Genomic DNA, 17,002 nt, shown 5'->3' on the forward strand with positions numbered 1-17,002 from the left:
GCGAGGCCGCCCTTCGCGTTTGCGGAGACCCCGGCCGCGTTCGGCCTCCGCCTGCCCTATCGCGCGTCCTACGACTGGCCGGCGATCCACGCCTTCCTGGCCAAGCGCGCGATCCCGGGCGTCGAGGCGGCTGACCCCGCCGGATCGGCCTACGCGCGCACGGTTAGCGTCGAGGGGCGCTACGGCGTCCTGACGGTGGAGCCCGGCGCGGGCGGCCTGCAGGTTGGCCTCCGCGGCATTGAGGCCGGCGCCGTCCCGGCGGTCGCCGGGCGCCTGCGCCGCCTGTTCGACTGCGACGCCGACCCGGCCGCGATCGCGGGCTGCCTCGCCCGAGATCCGGTTCTCGCCCCACTCGTGGCGGCACGACCGGGCTTACGGCTGCCGGGGGGCTGGGATCCATTCGAGACGGGCTGCCGGGCGATCCTCGGTCAGCAGGTCTCGGTCTCGGCCGCGATCCGGCTCGCCGGAAAGCTGGTGGCGGCCTTCGGGACGCCGCTCGCGGAGCCGCTGGGCGGCCTGACCCACGTCTTCCCGGAACCGGAAGCCCTGGCCGAGGCGGACATCGCCCTGGCCCTCAACATGCCGCGCGCCCGCGGCGCGGCGATCCGGGCGCTCGCCGCGGCAGCGCTGGCCAATCCGGATCTGTTCGCCCCGGCCGAGACTTTGGAGGCCGCGATCCTGCGCTTCACGGCGATTCGGGGAATTGGCCCGTGGACGGCGCAGTACATCGCCATGCGGGCCCTCAAGCTGCCGGACGCCCTGCCGGTGGGCGATGTCGGCCTGCTGCGGGCCCTTGAGACCGGCGCCGGCCGCCCGAGCCCGGCCGCGCTCCTCGCCCGGGCCGAGGCGTGGCGCCCGTTCCGGGCCTACGCGGCGCAGCACCTCTGGGCGGCGGACGAGGCGGCCGTGAAGGGGCGCTGATCCGCAGCGAACCTGCCCGATCCGGGCGACCGACCGAGAGACGGACAACACCGTATCGGAGAGAGCGCGACTTGGTGAGCCCCTGAAACGAGCTTCGTCCCAACCTCGCCCTCATCCTGAGGTGCTGCGCAGCAGCCCCAAAGGCGGCCGCCGCTGCGCTTCGGCACCTCAGGATGAGGGGGTGGGTTGGAGGTCCCTCACGCCGTCAGTCGGGGACACCGCCGCTCAGCGTCCGAAACGCTCGAATTTCGGGAAGCTGCGCGCCATCATCAGCCCGACCTCGGCCCGGTGGCCAAGCCACTTCTCCAGCACCGACGTGTTGGCGAGACGCCCCTCCGGCGAGCCGTCCTGCCAGGGCAGGCCGTCCGCCAGCTTGAAGACATGCGCGTCCATGAGCTGGCCGCTGCGACAGCGCTGGAGCCGCACGCCCTTGCCGCGGGCGAGTTCCGCCACCTCGGAGATCGGGAAGATCAGCAGCAGCTTTTCCGTGTTCACCACCGCCACGTGGTCGCCCTCCGCCGGCACCAGCACGGCCGCGGTGGCGTCGCCGTCGAGGCCGAGCACGTTCTTGCCTTTGCGGGTGTTGGCCACCAGCGCGTCGGACGGCGCCACGAAGCCGCGCCCGTCCGAGCCCGCGATGAGCAGCTTGGTCTCCGGCCGGTAGGGCAGCGCCGCCACGATCTCGGTGCCGTCGTCGAGGTCGGCCATCAGCCGCACCGGGTCACCGAAGCCGCGCCCGCCCGGCAGCTTCGAGGCCTCGAGCGTGAACACCTTGCCATTGGTGGCGAGCAGCAGGATCTTCTGCGTGGTCTCGGTCGGGAAGGCGATCTTCAGGCTGTCGTCGCCCTTGAACGCCACGCCCGAGAGGTCGGCGACGTGGCCCTTCAGAGCCCGGATCCAGCCCTTGGTGGAGACGATCACGGTGATCGGCTCGCGCTCGACCAAAGCCGCGGTGAAGTCGATGCCGCCCACATCCGGCGGGCTCGCCAGCGTCGTGCGGCGCTTGCCGAGCTTGGTTTCGGGGCCGAAGGTCTTCTTCACGGCGCGGATCTGCGCCTGGATCGCCTTCCACTGCGCCGGCTCGGAGGCGAGCAGCGCGTCGATCTCGGCCTTCTCGGCGGTGAGCGCCTCGAACTCACGCTTCAGCTCCATCTCCTCCAGCTTGCGCAGGGAGCGCAGGCGGGTGTCGAGGATGGCGTTGGCCTGGACCTCGGTGAGCTCGAACCGGGCCATCAGCGCCGTCTTCGGCTCGTCCTCCTCGCGGATGATGCGGATCACCTCGTCGAGGTCGAGGTAGACGATGAGCAGGCCGCCCAGGATCTCCAGGCGGCGGTCGATCTGACCGAGGCGGTAGCGGGAGCGGCGCTGCAGCACCACGCGGCGGTGGTCGACCCACTCGCGCAGGCACTCGGCGAGCCCGATCACCTTCGGCACGAGGCCGCCGACCAGGACGTTGAGGTTGAGCGGGATCCGCGCCTCGAGCTCGGTGAGCCGGAACAGCGATTCCATCAGGATCACCGGATCCACCGTGCGCGAGCGCGGCTCCAGCACGATGCGCACATCCTCGGCCGACTCGTCGCGCACGTCGGCCAGGAGCGGGAGTTTCTTCTCCTGAAGGAGCTCGGCCATCTTCTCGATCAGCCGGCCCTTCGGAATGCCGTAGGGGATCTCGGTGACGACGATGTTCCAGGTGCCGCGGCCGAGATCCTCCTTGGTCCAGCGGGCACGGACCCGGAAGGCGCCGCGCCCGGTCCGGTAAGCCTCGGCGATCGACTCGGCCGAATCGACCAAGATGCCGCCCGTGGGGAAGTCCGGCCCCTGGACGAACTTGGCGAGTTGCCCCGAGGTCGCCTCGGGGTGGTTGATCAGGTAGAGCGCCGCGTCGCAGAGCTCGGCGGCGTTGTGCGGCGGGATCGAGGTCGCCATGCCGACCGCGATGCCCTGGCTGCCGTTGGCGAGCAGGTTCGGGAAGGCCGCCGGCAGCACCACCGGCTCCTCCTTCTCGCCGTTGTAGGAGGGCCGGAAATCGACCGTGTCCTCGTCGATCCCGTCGAGGAGCAGCCGGGCGACCTCGGTGAGCCGCGCCTCGGTGTAGCGGTAGGCGGCAGGCCCGTCGCCGTCGATGTTGCCGAAATTGCCCTGGCCGTCGACCAGCGGGTAGCGCTGGGCGAAATCCTGGGAGAGCCGCACCAGCGCGTCGTAGATCGCCTGGTCGCCGTGGGGGTGGAAATCGCCCATCACGTCGCCGACGATCTTGGCGCATTTCTTGTGCGCGGTGGTCGGGTCGAGCCGGAGCAGCCGCATCCCGTACAGGATGCGCCGGTGCACGGGCTTCAGGCCGTCGCGGGCATCCGGCAGCGCCCGGTGCATGATCGTGGAGAGCGCGTAGGCGAGGTAGCGCTCCTCAAGCGCGGATTTCAGTTCAACGCTCTCGATCCCGTCGCCGGACGGCGGCTCGAAGGGCTGGCCCATGACGGCTCCTTAAACTCTCGACGTCTCTGCCGGCTCGCCCGTCAGTCCGGGGCCGCGAAGCGGAGCCTGGAATCCAGACATGCCGCCCCTGCCGGACGATGCCCATTGCATCCGGCGGCGTGGCGGCTCTGGATTCCAGGCTCGCCTGCGGCGCCCCGGAGCAACGGTCGCGAGCAGTTAGAACATAACGCGAACATTACCTGGCCTCGCGGCCGAGCGCAACGAATCGCGCCCGCTCCTCGGGCATGCCGAGGCCGCGCGGACCCCAGACGTGCCGGTCCAGGAAGTACCCCGTCAAGGTAAACCCTTGCGCAACGCCGTCCGGGCCGGGGGGGCCGCCCGCGTGCAGGAAAGTCGGGAGGGCCAGCAGGCGATCGCGGTACGGCTCGCCCGCCGAGGCGCTGACCGCCCGGCCGCTCTTCGGCGACACGTAGGCCAGGGCGTCGTTGCCGCCGGTGGCCGCGCAGGCCGTCAGGTCGAGGCCGAAGCCGAGTTCCGCCAGGATCGCCAGCTCGAACCGGACCATCAGCGGCGGTGCGATGGCCGGATCGTCGAGAAGCTCGACCAGGATCCCGGCTGCCGCGTAGAGCGCCGGATGCGGATCGCGCTCCGGAAGAAGCCGCAACAGGGCGGCCATGTGGCCCATTCCGTAGAGGGCGAGGCTCGACCCGATCAGCCGCGACACCTGCGACTCGAGCGGCTCGACCGCGTAGGAGCCGAGGCCCTCGTCGAGGCGCGCCCGCCAAGTCAGCCGGACGCGGTTGCCGGGTTGAAGCACCGGCTGCATCCGGCGCGAGCGCCCGCCATGCACGAGGCCGAGATGGCGCCCGTGATGCTCGGTCATCGCCTCCAGGATGACGCCGGTCTCCCCGTGCCGGCGCAGGCCGAGCACCAGGGCGTCGTCGGTCCATTGCATCGCGCGTCGCGTCTTGAGGTGAGGGGTCGGAGTGGGTGGGGTGCGGCGCGCGACCGACGCGCTCCGCACGTCCCCATCATATAGGGATCCGTGTCGACCGACGCTGCCCGCGCGCTCGCCAGCCCCAGGCAGCCTTGGCCGCTTAGCGGTGACCGATGCCGCCCCGCGCCGCCCTCGTCGTCATCCTCTCCCTCGCCGCCGCCGGGACTCATGCCGCGCCGCGGACGGGCACGTCCGCACCCGAGGATGCGCCCTCCCCGGCTCTCCTCCAGCGGATCGCCGCCTTGGCGCTGAAGCAGGTCGCCTTCGGTTCGGTCTCGCTGCTGCCGGTGCGGTTCGCGGGCAGCCGGATCGCCGGGCCGATCGAGGACGAGGGCCGGGTGATCTACTGCGTCTCGGGCCGTATGTACGGCCGGACCTTCGGCAAGCCCGAGCGGCCGAAGGTGGCGTTGCACTACGGGAACGACCGGCTCACGGTTCTCGACGACGACGAGGTCTGCAGCGGGCACCGCACACGGCCCTTCCCGGAGCTCGACGCGCTGGGCAACAAGCGGTGAGGCCGCGGCGTTGAGGGTCATGCCCCCCGCCCTCGACCTCAGCCTCGATCTAATCGCCCGCGCCCATTCCGATCCCGTGCCCGACGACCCGAGCGCCCTCGACATCCTCAGCGACGCGGAGCTGCGCCCTGGGCTGGAGGACATCGTCGCCGGCCGCGAAGGCAGCGACCTCTGGGTCTTCGCCTACGGCTCGCTGATGTGGAATCCGGAATTCCCGGTGGCCGAGCGCAGGATCGGGACGGTGCGCGGCTTCCACCGCCGCTTCTGTCTGCTGCAGCGGCGCTTTCGCGGCACACCCGAGCGGCCGGGCTTCGTCCTGGCCCTCGATCGCGGCGGCCTGTGCCGGGGCGTCGCCTTCCGCCTGCCCGGGATGGAGATCCGCGAGGCGCTGATGCCCGTCTGGCGGCGGGAGATGCGCGGCCGGGGCTACGTCGCCCGCTGGCTGCCGGTGGCCACCGAGGCCGGGACGGTCTCGGCGCTCACCTTCCTGGCCAACCGTGCCAGCGACCGCTACGCCGGCCGGCTCTCGGATGCCGAGATCGCCGACAAGATCGCTGCCGCCTGCGGGCATAAGGGGCCGAGCGCCGAGTACCTGTTCCGGACCGTGGAGGCCTGCGAGCGGCTCGGCATCCGCGACCGGCACCTCTGGAGCCTCCAGGCCCTTGTGGCCGAACGGCTCAGGGCCTGCGCGCCGGGGTCCTGAGCTTCAGGACCAGGCCCGCTTCATCACGACGGCGACGCGCCCGCCCGCGTGCTCCGCATCCGGGTTGCGCGGCTCCCGGATCCCGGGGGCGCGGCCGGTCGTGACGTAGACCAAGAGGGTGAGGACGAGCAGGATCTTCGTGCGCATCGCGACGCTCAAGCTTAAGCGTCGGTGCATAGGATCGATCTGTTTGTGGGGAGTTGCTGCGGCGCACTCGGGTGGGGCCGCGGCGCAGTTCCTGCGGTTTTGGTGAACGAAGGGTTGCGGCGGAGCCGCGATCGTCTATGCCGCCGGCCCGGAATGTCCACAGGCGGAGGAAGGAATGCGGCTCCGGATCGGCGTAGCCCTGGCGGTCGTGGTCATCGCCGCGGTGGCCCTCCTCGCTGGGCCGTTGAGCCGCGGAGACAGGCTGTCCGACATCCTCACCGGGCGGACGCCGCTGCTGGCCGGGGGCGCCAGGGCGCCCGGAGGCAGCGCGGACCTGTCCGGCGCCGCCGATCTGGGCACCGATCAGCGTTCCGCGACCCTGCACGTCGCCTGCGATCCGGCCGGAACCGGCCTGTCGGCGGCCCTGACGGTACCGCGCTATGCCGAGCTGGCGCCGCGCTTCGACTTCGCCGGGCTGGAAGGCTCCGGCAGCGCGACGCCGCTCACCGGGATCCTGGTCTCCAGCGCCGGCAGCGTGCGTTCCGTACGCATGCCGGTCCAGGGTGCGGCGACCGGGGCGGAGGCCGGCTTCACCATGACAGTGACGGGGGCCCGCCGCAGCGAGGATCCGCTGCGCGGCGTCGCCCTGGCGCTCACCCAGCCCGGCACCAAGCTCACTTGGACGCAGGCGAGCCCGCGGGGCGGCGACCCGGCCCTGACGGCGACGTTCACGGTGGCGGAATCCGACGCCGCCGCGCTGAAGAGCGCCCTCGGCGGCTGCTTGGCAGCGCCGTTCTGAGGCGGCCTGGCCCGCGCCTCACGGGAACCACGTCACGACGAGGCAAACCGTGGCGAGGAACGTCACCGCGGTGGTGATCCGGCCCAGCCAGGTCGTCACCTGCCCGTTGGTGCGCGCCCATCATGGCCCGGTCGTTGGTCATCCGCATCATGAGCAGCAGGAGCGGCGGCACCGAGAAGCCCTGCACGATGCCGGACCAGACCAGGGCCCGCATCGGGTTGAAGCCGAGGAAGTTCAGCCCGGCCGCCAGCGCCGTCACGGCCGCGATGGTGCCGTAGAACAGCTTGGCCTCGCTCGGGCGGGCGTGAAGGCTCCCCTCCCGGCCGAACCCCTGCACGAGGTCGTAGGCCGCGCCGATCCCGCCGAGGTTGGCCGCCGCCTCGATGACATTGCCCGAGAAGGCACCGAGTACGAGCGGGTAGAGGATCCAGCGCGGGTAGCGGTCGCGCACGATGGCGAACAGGCCCTTGCCGTAGACTTGTCCGAGCTTGGCCGAGATGCACACGACCACGTACATCATCGGCAGGACGGCCGGCGCGATCCAGGGGAACCCGAGGCCGAACTTGGCGCCGGCACTCGCGTAAGTCCCGATGGCGGAGGGATCGTCGTCGGCCGCGCCCGTGATCACGCCCGTCCCAAGTGCGTGCAGGAGGCCACCCCCCGGCCGGTGCTGGCCCGGATCATCCGTCTCGGTCGTCGGCTTCGGGCGGGGCTGATCCATGGATCCTCGCAGCAAGGCGCAGAGGTCCAACCAGCCGGATCCGGGGCTGTTCGGTGCGGCGGGCAGAGGCGTCCCGTCCACCGCACCTCTCCAAAGCTGACGATCGCGCGGGTGTTAGCCCGCGCCGCAGCACTCCGCTCAGCTGACCTCCACCTGCACCACGCCCGGCACGGTCCGGAGCTGGCCGGCCAGCGCCGGGGTCGCCTGGAACTTGCCCGGCAGCCGGATCTCCACCTCGCGCCCGCCGCCGTCGAGCTTGAGGATCAGCGAGACTTCGCTCTCGCCGCGCATCGACAGCCGCTGCTGCACGGGCGCGACCCCGCGTGGGTCGCTCAGATGGATCCGCATGCCCTTCTGGTGGCGCGCCACCGCCTGATCGAGGGGCTCCGCGGTGAGGATCCGGGCGCGGACATCCTCGCCCTCCAGGTTCGCCTGGAGCTGGAGCACGAGCGGGCGGCCCGGCTCGAGGATGTCGCGGTACTGACCGAGCCCCTCGGAGAAGATGATCGCCTCGAAATGGGCGGTCCGGTCTGAGAGGGTCACGATGCCCATCTTGTTGCCGGTCTTGGTGCGCCGCTCCGCCCGGTCGAGCACCGAGGCCGCCACGCGGCCGACGCTGCTGGTTCCGGCTCGCACCGCGCGGCAGAAATCGGCCCAGCTCTGGACGCGCAGCTTGTCCAGCAGGTCGCCGTACTCGTCGAGCGGGTGGCCCGAGATGAAGAACCCGATCGCCGCGTATTCCCGCTTGAGCGTGTCGGCCATGGGCCAGATCTCGTGCGGCGGGATGCGCAAGCTCACGTCGTCCGCCACCACGCCGCCGAACATGTCGGTGACGCCGGCGGATTCCGCTTCCGCCGCGCTGGCGGCGAGCTTCATCATCGGTTCGATCGCCGCGAAGGCCCGGGCCCGGTCCGGCTCGATGCAGTCGAGCGCCCCGGCCTGGACGAGGCTCTCCAGGGTGCGCTTGTTGATCAGCCGCGGGTTCAGCCGGCGGGCGAGGCAGGCGAGGTCCTTGAACGGGCGGTCGCCCCGCGCCTCCACCAGCGCCCGAACCGCCTCGCGGCCGACACCCTTGATGGCCGCCAGCGCGTAGAAGATCTTGCCGTCGCGTACCTCGAACACCTCGCCGGAGGTGTTGATCGAGGGCGGCTCGACCGTGATCTTGAGGCGCTGCGCGTCCTGGCGGAATTCGGCGAGCTTGTCGGTGTTGTCGATGTCGAGCGTCATGGCGGCGGCCAGGAACTCGACCGGGTAGTTCGCCTTCAGGTAGGCGGTCTGGTAGGTCAGCAGCGCGTAGGCCGCCGCGTGGCTCTTGTTGAAGCCGTAATCGGCGAACTTCGCCAGCAGGTCGAAGATCTCGTTGGCCTTGGCCTTGGTCAGCCCGCGCTCGGTGCAGCCCTTGAGGAAGCGGTCGCGCTGCGCGTCCATCTCGGCGCGGATCTTCTTGCCCATGGCGCGCCGGAGCATGTCGGCCTCGCCGAGCGAGTAGCCGGCGAGAACCTTGGCGATCTCCATCACCTGTTCCTGGTAGACGATGATGCCGAAGGTCTCCTTCAGCATCGGCTCCAGCTTCGGATCCGGGTACCAGGACGCCTCGTTGCCGGCGTCGCGGCCGAGCTTGCGCTCGCAATAGACCGGGATGTTGGCCATCGGGCCCGGCCGGTAGAGCGCCACCAGCGCGATGATGTCCTCCAGGCGGTCGGCCTGCATCTCGCAGAGCGCCTTGCGCATGCCGGCCGATTCCACCTGGAACACGCCGACCGTCTCGCCCCGGCCCATGGGCTCGTAGGTCTTCCGGTCATCCAGCGGCAGGGAGGCGAGGTCGATCCCGATGCCGCGGTTCTTCAGCAGATCCGTGCAGCAGCGCAGCATCGTCAGGGTCTTGAGACCCAGGAAGTCGAACTTCACCAGCCCCGCCTGCTCGACCCATTTCATGTTGAACTGGGTCACCCGCATGCCGGTCTTCGGGTCTCGGTAGAGCGGGACCAGCTCCTCCAGCGGCCGGTCGCCGATCACCACGCCGGCCGCGTGGGTCGAGGCGTGCCGGTGCAGGCCTTCCAGCTTCTTGGCGATGTCGATGAGCCGGGCGACGATCGGCTCCTCCTCCATGGCCTGCTGGAGCTTCGGCTCGCCCTCGATCGCCTGGGCGAGCGTCACGGGGTTCGCGGGGTTCTGCGGCACGAGCTTGGTCAGCTTGTCGACTTGCCCGTAGGGCATCTCCAGCACGCGGCCGACGTCGCGCAGCACGCCGCGGGCGAGGAGCGTACCGAAGGTGATGATCTGCCCGACCTGCCCCTCGCCGTAGCGCTGCTGCACGTAGCGGATCACCCGCTCGCGGCCCTCGACGCAGAAGTCGATGTCGAAATCCGGCATCGAGACGCGCTCGGGGTTGAGGAAGCGCTCGAACAGCAGGCCGAAACGCAGCGGGTCGAGGTCGGTGATGAGCAGCGACCACGCCACCAGCGAGCCGGCGCCCGAGCCGCGGCCCGGACCCACGGGGATGTCGTGGTCCTTGGCCCACTTGATGAAGTCCGAGACGATCAGGAAGTAGCCCGGGAACTTCATCTTGACGATGACGTCGAGCTCGAAGGCGAGGCGCTTGCGGTAATCCTCCTCCGAGAAGCCCGGCGCCGTGCCGTGCTGCTTCAGGCGCAGCTCCAGCCCGGCCTCGGCCTGCCGGCGCAGCTCGGTCGGCTCGTCGGCCGAGACCGCCTGCACGCCGGTGTCCGCCGCCTCCGCCAGGGCCTCCGCCATGGGCGGCGTTTCGCCCGCTGCCACGGCGCCGAAATTCGGCAGGATCGGCTTACGGGTCCGCGCCCGGACGGCGCAGCGCATGGCGATCTCGACGGTGGCCTGGAGCGCGTCCGGCAGGTCGCGGAACAGCTCGGCCATCTCGGCCCGGGTCTTGAACGCGTGGCTCGGCGTCAGCCGACGGCGGCGCTCGTCCGAGACGAGGCGGCCCTCCGCGATGGCGAGCAGCGCGTCGTGCGCGTCGTAATCGTCGGGCTTGGCGAAGTAGGGCTCGTTCGTCGCGACGATGCCGAGGCCGTGCCGTCCGGCGAGGTCGAGGAGCGCGGTTTCGACTCGCCCCTCCTCGGGCAGGCCGTGGCGCTGCAACTCGACGTAGAGCCGGTCCTCGCCGAACGCCTCCTTGAGCCGCTTCAGGCGGGCGAGCGCCAGTTCGGGCCGCCCGGCCCGGAAGGCAGCATCGAGCGGACCGGACAGGCCGCCGGTGAGTGCGATCAGCCCGTCCGAGGATCCGGCGAGCGCCGCGGCGTCGAGGCGGGGTGCCTCGCCGAGCGCCGTGTCGAAATAGGCGCGGCTCGCCAGCCGCAGCAGGTTGGCGTAGCCGGTCTCGTCCTGGGCGAGGAGCACGATGCCGTGGCTCGTGGGCGCCTGGCGCTGGTGCGGATCGGCGGACTCGAACGCCACCGAGAGCTGCACGCCGGCGATCGGCTGGACACCCTCTCCGGCTGCCTTCTCGGAGAATTCGAGCGCCCCGAACAGGTTGTTGGTGTCGGTGAGCGCCAGGGCCGGCTGGCGGTCCGCCACCGCGGCCTTGATCAGGGAGCCGACCTTCAGTGCCCCTTCAAGCAGGGAATAGGACGAGTGGACATGGAGGTGGACGAACCCGACTTCCTTCAGGACTTTTGGCATGGCGGTCCCACTTACAGCCTGCCAGCATCGTCGCTCGGGCTACGCAGGGCTGTACCCGCCGTGCATCAGCGCCGGCACTATCCACTATCCTTTTGGCCCTCAGACCAGAATCCCACCGATCGCCGACGACCGAGCCGGGCCGCGGCAATTTCCTGTGCGTGCCTGCCGGAACGGTGCCTCCGCAAGGTCGCGATAAAGACCGGCTAACGAACCGGTGCCAGAGCTATTGCCCAGGCGCCAACCGCGGCGAACAGCATTCCGAACGCCATGAATTCGACCATCCCGGTCAGGACCACCCGCTTCAGCATCGTCGTGCCTCCCGTGTTCGAGGCCTATTATGTTCATGTTTTGTTCTGATGGAAGAGCCTGCGGGCGCACCCTCCCCGCGCTTTTGAATCTCGGTAAAAAGTGACTTGATACGCATCGGGCGGGCTGGCATGGCCCCGGAACAAGGCGAACTCGTCAGCTGATCGGGGGGTTCGAAGGAGCAGGCCATTTCCGCGCAACGAACGGTCGGACGGCTCGACATCGCTCTGGTGGCTGTCGGGACACACGGCGACGTGTTGCCGTTCATCGCGCTGGGGCACCAACTCCTGGCGCGCGGGCACGGCGTCTCGCTGGCGGCCCCGGCACCGTTCGAGGCCATGGCGCGCCGCGCCGGCCTCGCTTTCCAGCCTCTCGGCACGGTTTCCGATTACGAGGCGGTGATCCGGCAGCCGGATCTCTGGCATCCACAACAGGGCTTCCGGCCCATGTTCGATTATGCCCTGCAGGTGGCGGAGCCGGCCTGTCTGTGGCTCGGGGCGACCCGGGCGCGCGGCGTCAACCTGCTCGTGGTCGCCTCACCGCTGGGCTGGGGGGCGCGGCTCGCCCAGGATCTTTACGACCTGCCCACTGCCACGCTGCACGTGATGCCGTTCCTGATCGAGAGCCGGTACGATCCGCCCCGGCTGCCGGGGCTGCCGCTGCCGCGCTTCCTGCCGGCCGCGCTGCGCGCCTACGTGAATCTCGGCGTCGACAAGGTCGCGGTCGGTCCGTTCACGCTGCCTCCGCTGAACGCCCTGCGCGAGCGCCTCGGCCTCGATCCGGTCTACCGGCTGCGGCACTGGTGGAACAGCCCGGCGCGCATGCTGCTCATGTTCCCCGACTGGTATGCCGAGCCGCAGGCTGACTGGCCCGCCCAGGCGGTGCAACTCGGCTTCCCCCTCGTCGATCGGTTCGGCGACGTGCCGGCGATGCCGCAGGAGCTGGAGGCCTTCCTGGCGGAGGGCGAGGCGCCGATCGTATTCACCTACGGCTCGGCGATGCGCCAGGGCGCCGGCTTCTTCGACACCGCGGTGAAGATCTGCGGCCGGATGGGCCGGCGCGGAGTCCTGCTCGCGCCGCAGGGCGGCCAGATCCCGAAGCCTTTGCCGGACGGGATCATCCACCTGCCCTACGCCCCCTTGAGCGCGTTGCTGCCCCGGAGCGCCGTCCTGGTCCATCACGGCGGCGTCGGGACGGTGGCGCAGGCGCTTGCGGCGGGTATCCCGCAGCTCGTGGTCCCGGTGGCGTTCGATCATTTCGACGAGGGGCGGCGCCTGAAGGACCGGACTCTCGGGGCCACCCTGAGCCGCCGTGCCTTTCGGCCGGCCCGCGCCGCCCGGGTGATTGGCCGGCTGCTGACCGACCCGGCAGTGATCCGGGCCTGCGCGCAGGCCCGGGCGCGCATGGCGGAGAGCCGCGACGCGATCACGGAGGCCTGTGATCATCTCGAGGCGCTGGCCGCCTCGGATGCACGGACCGAAGCCGGCCGGCGCCGCGCAGCAGGCTCCGCTCCGGGGCACTGATCCCCGACAGGGCTCGGATCCGTTCAGCTTGATCGCGGCCATCCAGCCCTGAGCCCTGGCCGGAATGTCCGGAGCGGCGCCGCCCCTGCGTCGGGCAGCGCCGCGGCATCAGTGGCTCAGCAGCACGCTGACCGAGCCGACGAGCGTCATGACAAGGCCGCTCACGAAAGCGCCGATCATCGCGTAGGAGAGAGCCTTGAGCTTCATCCGCCTCCCCGCCGGATCAGCAGCGGTATCCGCCGGCGGTCTGGCCGTACTGCTTCACAGGGCGGGTCTGCTGGTTGGCATTGCCCTCGGCCGCCGAGCTCATCGGGCAGCCCTCGTAGAAGGGCGCATCGTGGGCGCCGAGCCCGAGCGCGCCGGTGGTCTCTGGCGTATAGGGGGCAAAGCCGGTCCAGCGGGTCTCGTTGGCCGCCATGGCTGACGAGAGCGGCGCGCCTCCAAGGACAAGTACAGTGAGTGCGGCAGCTAAACGGCTCTTCATGAGGTTGCTCCAGAGATTGCAGAGTACAGACCGTTTGTCCGGTTCTGTTTTGTCTTGCGTGATTACTATATATGGTGGCGATGTCTGTCGCGGCGTGCCGCGTCGCACGCGGCGGGGTGGATTAAAAGATGCGTGCTCTTGGGCGCGCCGCGCACCCCGCGGCGGCTCCGATGGGCACCGGAATGTCCCAGCACACGAAATCCAGCGACCGGAAGGCCGTCCGGGCGGCCGCGGCCCGAGCGATCGGGCCTGCGATCGGCGCGTGGCGCGTGATCAGGCGGATGAGCCCGCAGCGAAGATACTCTGCCCTGCAAGGGTGAGGACGACGGGCCGGCCTCAGCCGGGAGCAGGCGATCGCCCTCCGGCCAAGCCCCAGTAAAGCGCTCGCCGCACCGCGCGTGTCGCCGGCGCTCAGTCGAGCGGCGTGATCATCCCGTCGCGGATCGTCACCCGCCGGTCCATGCGGGCGGCGAGGTCGAGATTGTGGGTCGCGACCAGCGCGGCGAGCCCGGAAGCCCGCACCAGGGCGAGCAGCACCGAGAAGACGTGGCCGGCCGTGCCCGGATCGAGGTTGCCGGTGGGCTCGTCGGCGAGCAGCAGCCGCGGCCCATTGGCCACCGCCCGGGCGATGGCGACGCGCTGCTGCTCGCCCCCCGACAGCTCGGCCGGGCGATGCGGCAGGCGCTCCTTGAGGCCGAGGAAGCTCAGGAGCTCGGTGGCGCGGCTTTTGGCCTCCGGGCTCTTCAGGCCGCGGATGAGCTGCGGCATCACCACGTTCTCCAGCGCCGAGAATTCCGGCAGCAGGTGGTGGAACTGGTAGACGAAGCCCATCTCCTCGCGCCGCAGGCGGGTGCGCTCGGCATCCGGCATCGCGGCGGTGGGCTGCCCGCCGATATAGATCTCGCCGCCGTCCGGACGCTCCAGGAGGCCGGCGAGGTGCAGCAGGGTCGACTTGCCGGCGCCGGACGGCGCCACCAGCGCCACCAGCTCCCCCGGCCAGATCGCGAGGTCCGCGCCGCGCAGGATCTCGAGCGCGCCCTCGGCCTGGGGGTAGCGCCGCTCCACGCGGGAAAAGAACAGGGCCGGCACCGGCTGGGCACCGGTTCTCTGGCTCGAATCGCTCATGAGGAGGCGGCCCGTCAGCCGTAGCGGAGGGCCTGCACCGGATCGAGCCGGGCGGCGCGCCAGGAGGGATAGAGCGTCGCGGCGAGCGACAGCAGCAGCGCGGTGATCACCACGGCGGTGATCTCCTTCGGGTTCATCTGGGCCGGGATCTCGGCGAGGAACCGCACGGTCGGGTCCCAGGCGCCCGGAAACAGCACGTGCTGGATCGGCTTGATGTTGAGCGTGATCAGGATGCCGAGCGCCAGACCGCTGAGCGTCCCGACCACGCCGATCAGCGCGCCGTTGATCAGGAACACCCGCATGATCGTGCCGGGCGTCGCTCCCATGGTGCGCAGGATCGCGATGTCACTCGACTTGTCGCGCACCAGCAGGATCAGCCCCGAGATGATGTTCAGCGTCGCCACCACGACGATCAGGCTGAGGATCAGGAACATCACGTTGCGCTCGACCTCCAGCGCCCCGAAGAAGGTCCGGTTGCGCTGCCGCCAGTCGGTCAGCAGGATCGGGCGCTCGGCCGCCATCTCCAGCGGCTCGCGCATGTCGCCGACATGGTCGGGGTCGTCGACATAGACCTCGATCATGCTGACGTCGCCGTCCTTGTTGAAGAAGGCCTGGGCTTCGGAGAGGGGCATGAACACGAAGGTCTGGTCGAACTCGGTCATGCCGACCTCGAACACCGCCTTGACCGTGTAGCTCTTGGTGCGCGGCGCCGTTCCGAAGGGCGTGGAGGAGCCCTTGGGCGTGACCAGCGTGATGGTGTCGCCGGCCTGCAGCCCCAGCGTGTCGGCCAGCCGCCGTCCGATCAGTACGCCGGTGCCGTCGTCGAAGCCCTCCAGGGTACCGCCGCGGATCGAGGTGGACACGGCCGCCAGCGCCTCGAGATCGGCGGCCCGCACGCCGCGGATGATGACGCCCGAGCCGCCGTATTGCGACGACGCGAAGGCCTGCCCCTCCACAAGCGGCACCGCTGCGCGCACGCCCGCCACCTTCGACAGGCGTTCGGAAAGGTCGGCCCAGTCGTTGAACGGCCGGTCGATCGGCGTGGCGAAGAGGTGGCCGTTGATGCCCACGATCTTCGACAGCAGCTCCGCCCGGAATCCGTTCATCACCGAGAGGACGATGATCAGCGTCGCGACCCCGAGCGCGATGCCGAGCACCGAGAAGAAGGCCACAACCGAGACGCCGCCGCCCCGGCGGCGCGCCCGCAGATAGCGGCCGGCGAGGATCCACTCGAACGGCGCGAAGGGCGCGGTGCCCTCGCGGAGCGAGGCCGTGAAGCCCTTCACCCGATCGATCGCCGCTGAGGCCGCCATGGGAGGTCTCAGACGCGGCGAATGCGGGCCAGCAGGTCGACGGTGGCGAGGCTCTCGCGCTCACCCCCGGCACGCCGCTTCAGCTCAACCTTGCCTTCGGCCAGTCCTTTCGGCCCGACGATCACCTGCCAGGGCAGGCCGATCAGGTCGGCGGTGGCGAACTTGGCGCCAGGGCGCTCGTCCCGGTCGTCGTAGAGCACCGACAGGCCGGCGGTCTCCAGGTCGGATTGGATCTGCGCGCAGGCGGCGTCGGTGGCGGCGTCACCGACCTTGAGGTTGATCAGCGCCACGTCGAAGGGGGCGACGGAGTCCGGCCAGATGATGCCGGCCTCGTCGTGGCTGGCCTCGATGATCGCCGCCACCAGCCGGCTCGGGCCGATCCCGTAGGAGCCCATATGGACGGGCCGCTCGATCCCGTCCGGACCGGCGACCTTGGCGCCCATCGGCTCAGAATACTTGGTGCCGAAATAGAAGATGTGCCCGACCTCGATGCCGCGGGCGGCCATGCGGCTCTCCTCCGGCACCTCCGCGAAGGCCTCCGGCTCGTGCATCTCTTCGGTGGCCGCGTAGTGCGAGGTCCAGGCATCGACGATGCCCTGGAGGGCGGCGACGTCGTCGAAGTCGACGGTCTCGGGCGGAATCTCGAAGTCGAGATAGGCCTTGTCGCAGAAGACCTCGCTCTCGCCGGTCTTGGCCAGGATGATGAACTCGTGGGACAGGTCGCCGCCGATCGGGCCGGTATCGGCGCGCATCGGGATCGCCTTCAGGCCGAGTCCCGCGAAGGTGCGCAAGTAAGCCACGAACATGCGGTTGTAGGCGTGGCGTGCCCCGGCCTGATCGAAGTCGAACGAGTAGGCGTCCTTCATCAGGAACTCGCGCGAGCGCATCGTGCCGAAGCGCGGCCGCACCTCGTCGCGGAACTTCCACGAGATCTGGTAGAGATTCTTGGGCAGGTCCTTGTAGGAGCGCACGCTCGCCCGGAAGATCTCGGTGACCATCTCCTCGGCGGTGGGGCCGTAGAGCATCTCGCGATCGTGCCGGTCCTTCAGGCGCAGCATCTCCTTGCCGTAAGCGTTGTAGCGTCCGGATTCTCGCCACAGCTCGGCGGATTGTACCGTCGGCATCAGGATCTCGATGGCGCCGGAGCGGTCCTGCTCCCGGCGGATTACCGCGCAGACGCGCTCCAGAACCCGCAGGCCCAGCGGCAGCCACGCGTAGATGCCGGCAGCTTCCTGGCGGACCAGGCCGGCGCGCAGCATCAGCCGGTGCGAGACGATCTCGGCTTCCTTGGGCGTCTCGCGCAAGGTCGGCATGAAGTAGCGGGAGAGACGCATGTCTGCAGGATCTTAGGATTGGAT

Annotated in this window: 14 protein-coding genes; 5 read left to right on the forward strand and 9 right to left on the reverse strand. The window is 70.2% G+C overall.

All coding sequences use genetic code 11. From position 1 onward, the window contains the following. The first annotated feature begins 96 nt into the window (after positions 1–96). On the forward strand, positions 97–921 hold the full coding sequence (locus tag ACYCO6_RS19725) for a DNA-3-methyladenine glycosylase family protein (protein WP_459773624.1): 825 nt from the start codon (positions 97–99) through the stop codon (positions 919–921). Between the two features lie 225 nt (positions 922–1,146). Here the strand turns inward: ACYCO6_RS19725 and parC are convergent, their stop codons facing one another. Both parC and recO read right to left on the reverse strand, forming a co-directional pair. Beyond that, on the reverse strand, positions 1,147–3,393 hold the full coding sequence (gene parC, locus ACYCO6_RS19730) for a DNA topoisomerase IV subunit A (protein WP_459762464.1): 2,247 nt from the start codon (positions 3,391–3,393) through the stop codon (positions 1,147–1,149). A 196-nt stretch (positions 3,394–3,589) separates the two neighbouring features. Continuing rightward, a complete protein-coding gene (gene recO / locus ACYCO6_RS19735; RefSeq protein ID WP_459762466.1) occupies positions 3,590–4,309 on the reverse strand; it encodes a DNA repair protein RecO in 720 nt (239 codons plus the stop codon). A gap of 155 nt (positions 4,310–4,464) precedes the next feature. On the opposite strand from recO, the gene ACYCO6_RS19740 reads away from it, so the two are divergent. Both ACYCO6_RS19740 and ACYCO6_RS19745 read left to right on the forward strand, forming a co-directional pair. Then, positions 4,465–4,866: a hypothetical protein gene (locus ACYCO6_RS19740; RefSeq protein WP_459762468.1), complete on the forward strand. Its 402-nt coding sequence runs from the start codon at positions 4,465–4,467 to the stop codon at positions 4,864–4,866. 19 nt (positions 4,867–4,885) lie between these two features. Further along, entirely contained in the window at positions 4,886–5,569 is a 684-nt protein-coding gene (locus ACYCO6_RS19745) for a gamma-glutamylcyclotransferase (protein ID WP_459762470.1), read from the forward strand. Positions 5,570–5,572: 3 nt separating this feature from the next. Here the strand turns inward: ACYCO6_RS19745 and ACYCO6_RS19750 are convergent, their stop codons facing one another. Then, a complete protein-coding gene (locus ACYCO6_RS19750) occupies positions 5,573–5,716 on the reverse strand; it encodes a hypothetical protein (RefSeq protein WP_459762472.1) in 144 nt (47 codons plus the stop codon). A 175-nt stretch (positions 5,717–5,891) separates the two neighbouring features. Here ACYCO6_RS19750 and ACYCO6_RS19755 point away from each other — a divergent pair, with 175 nt between their 5' ends. Next, the gene (locus ACYCO6_RS19755) at positions 5,892–6,515 is read left to right on the forward strand and encodes a hypothetical protein (RefSeq protein ID WP_459762474.1); all 624 of its coding nucleotides are present in this window, start codon (positions 5,892–5,894) and stop codon (positions 6,513–6,515) included. Here ACYCO6_RS19755 and ACYCO6_RS19760 read toward each other — a convergent pair. Together ACYCO6_RS19760 and dnaE are read right to left on the reverse strand one after the other, a co-directional pair. Next, positions 6,445–7,236, reverse strand: a complete 792-nt coding sequence (locus ACYCO6_RS19760) for a divalent metal cation transporter (RefSeq protein WP_459762476.1) — start codon at positions 7,234–7,236, stop codon at positions 6,445–6,447. The two genes, ACYCO6_RS19755 and ACYCO6_RS19760, sit on opposite strands and share 71 nt — an antisense overlap. Before the next feature lie 138 nt (positions 7,237–7,374). After that, entirely contained in the window at positions 7,375–10,893 is a 3,519-nt protein-coding gene (dnaE, locus tag ACYCO6_RS19765; RefSeq protein ID WP_459762478.1) for a DNA polymerase III subunit alpha, read from the reverse strand. 536 nt (positions 10,894–11,429) lie between these two features. On the opposite strand from dnaE, the gene ACYCO6_RS19770 reads away from it, so the two are divergent. Further along, positions 11,430–12,722 (forward strand): glycosyltransferase, encoded by a 1,293-nt coding sequence (locus tag ACYCO6_RS19770; RefSeq protein WP_459762480.1) that lies wholly within the window; start codon positions 11,430–11,432, stop codon positions 12,720–12,722. Positions 12,723–12,945: 223 nt separating this feature from the next. On the opposite strand, the gene ACYCO6_RS19775 is transcribed toward ACYCO6_RS19770, so the two are convergent. The 4 genes from ACYCO6_RS19775 to proS all read right to left on the reverse strand — a co-directional run bounded on the left by ACYCO6_RS19775 (position 12,946) and on the right by proS (position 16,978). Then, on the reverse strand, positions 12,946–13,206 hold the full coding sequence (locus tag ACYCO6_RS19775; RefSeq protein ID WP_459762482.1) for a hypothetical protein: 261 nt from the start codon (positions 13,204–13,206) through the stop codon (positions 12,946–12,948). A gap of 411 nt (positions 13,207–13,617) precedes the next feature. Continuing rightward, positions 13,618–14,331, reverse strand: a complete 714-nt coding sequence (locus tag ACYCO6_RS19780) for an ABC transporter ATP-binding protein (protein WP_459762484.1) — start codon at positions 14,329–14,331, stop codon at positions 13,618–13,620. A gap of 14 nt (positions 14,332–14,345) precedes the next feature. Then, positions 14,346–15,644 carry a lipoprotein-releasing ABC transporter permease subunit gene (locus ACYCO6_RS19785; RefSeq protein ID WP_459762486.1) on the reverse strand — a complete coding sequence of 433 codons (1,299 nt, stop codon included), beginning with the start codon at positions 15,642–15,644 and terminating at the stop codon, positions 14,346–14,348. A gap of 8 nt (positions 15,645–15,652) precedes the next feature. After that, positions 15,653–16,978 carry a proline--tRNA ligase gene (proS, locus tag ACYCO6_RS19790; RefSeq protein ID WP_459762488.1) on the reverse strand — a complete coding sequence of 442 codons (1,326 nt, stop codon included), beginning with the start codon at positions 16,976–16,978 and terminating at the stop codon, positions 15,653–15,655. Between the last annotated feature and the right edge of the window lie 24 nt (positions 16,979–17,002).

The organism is Methylobacterium sp. CM6257, from assembly GCF_054611515.1.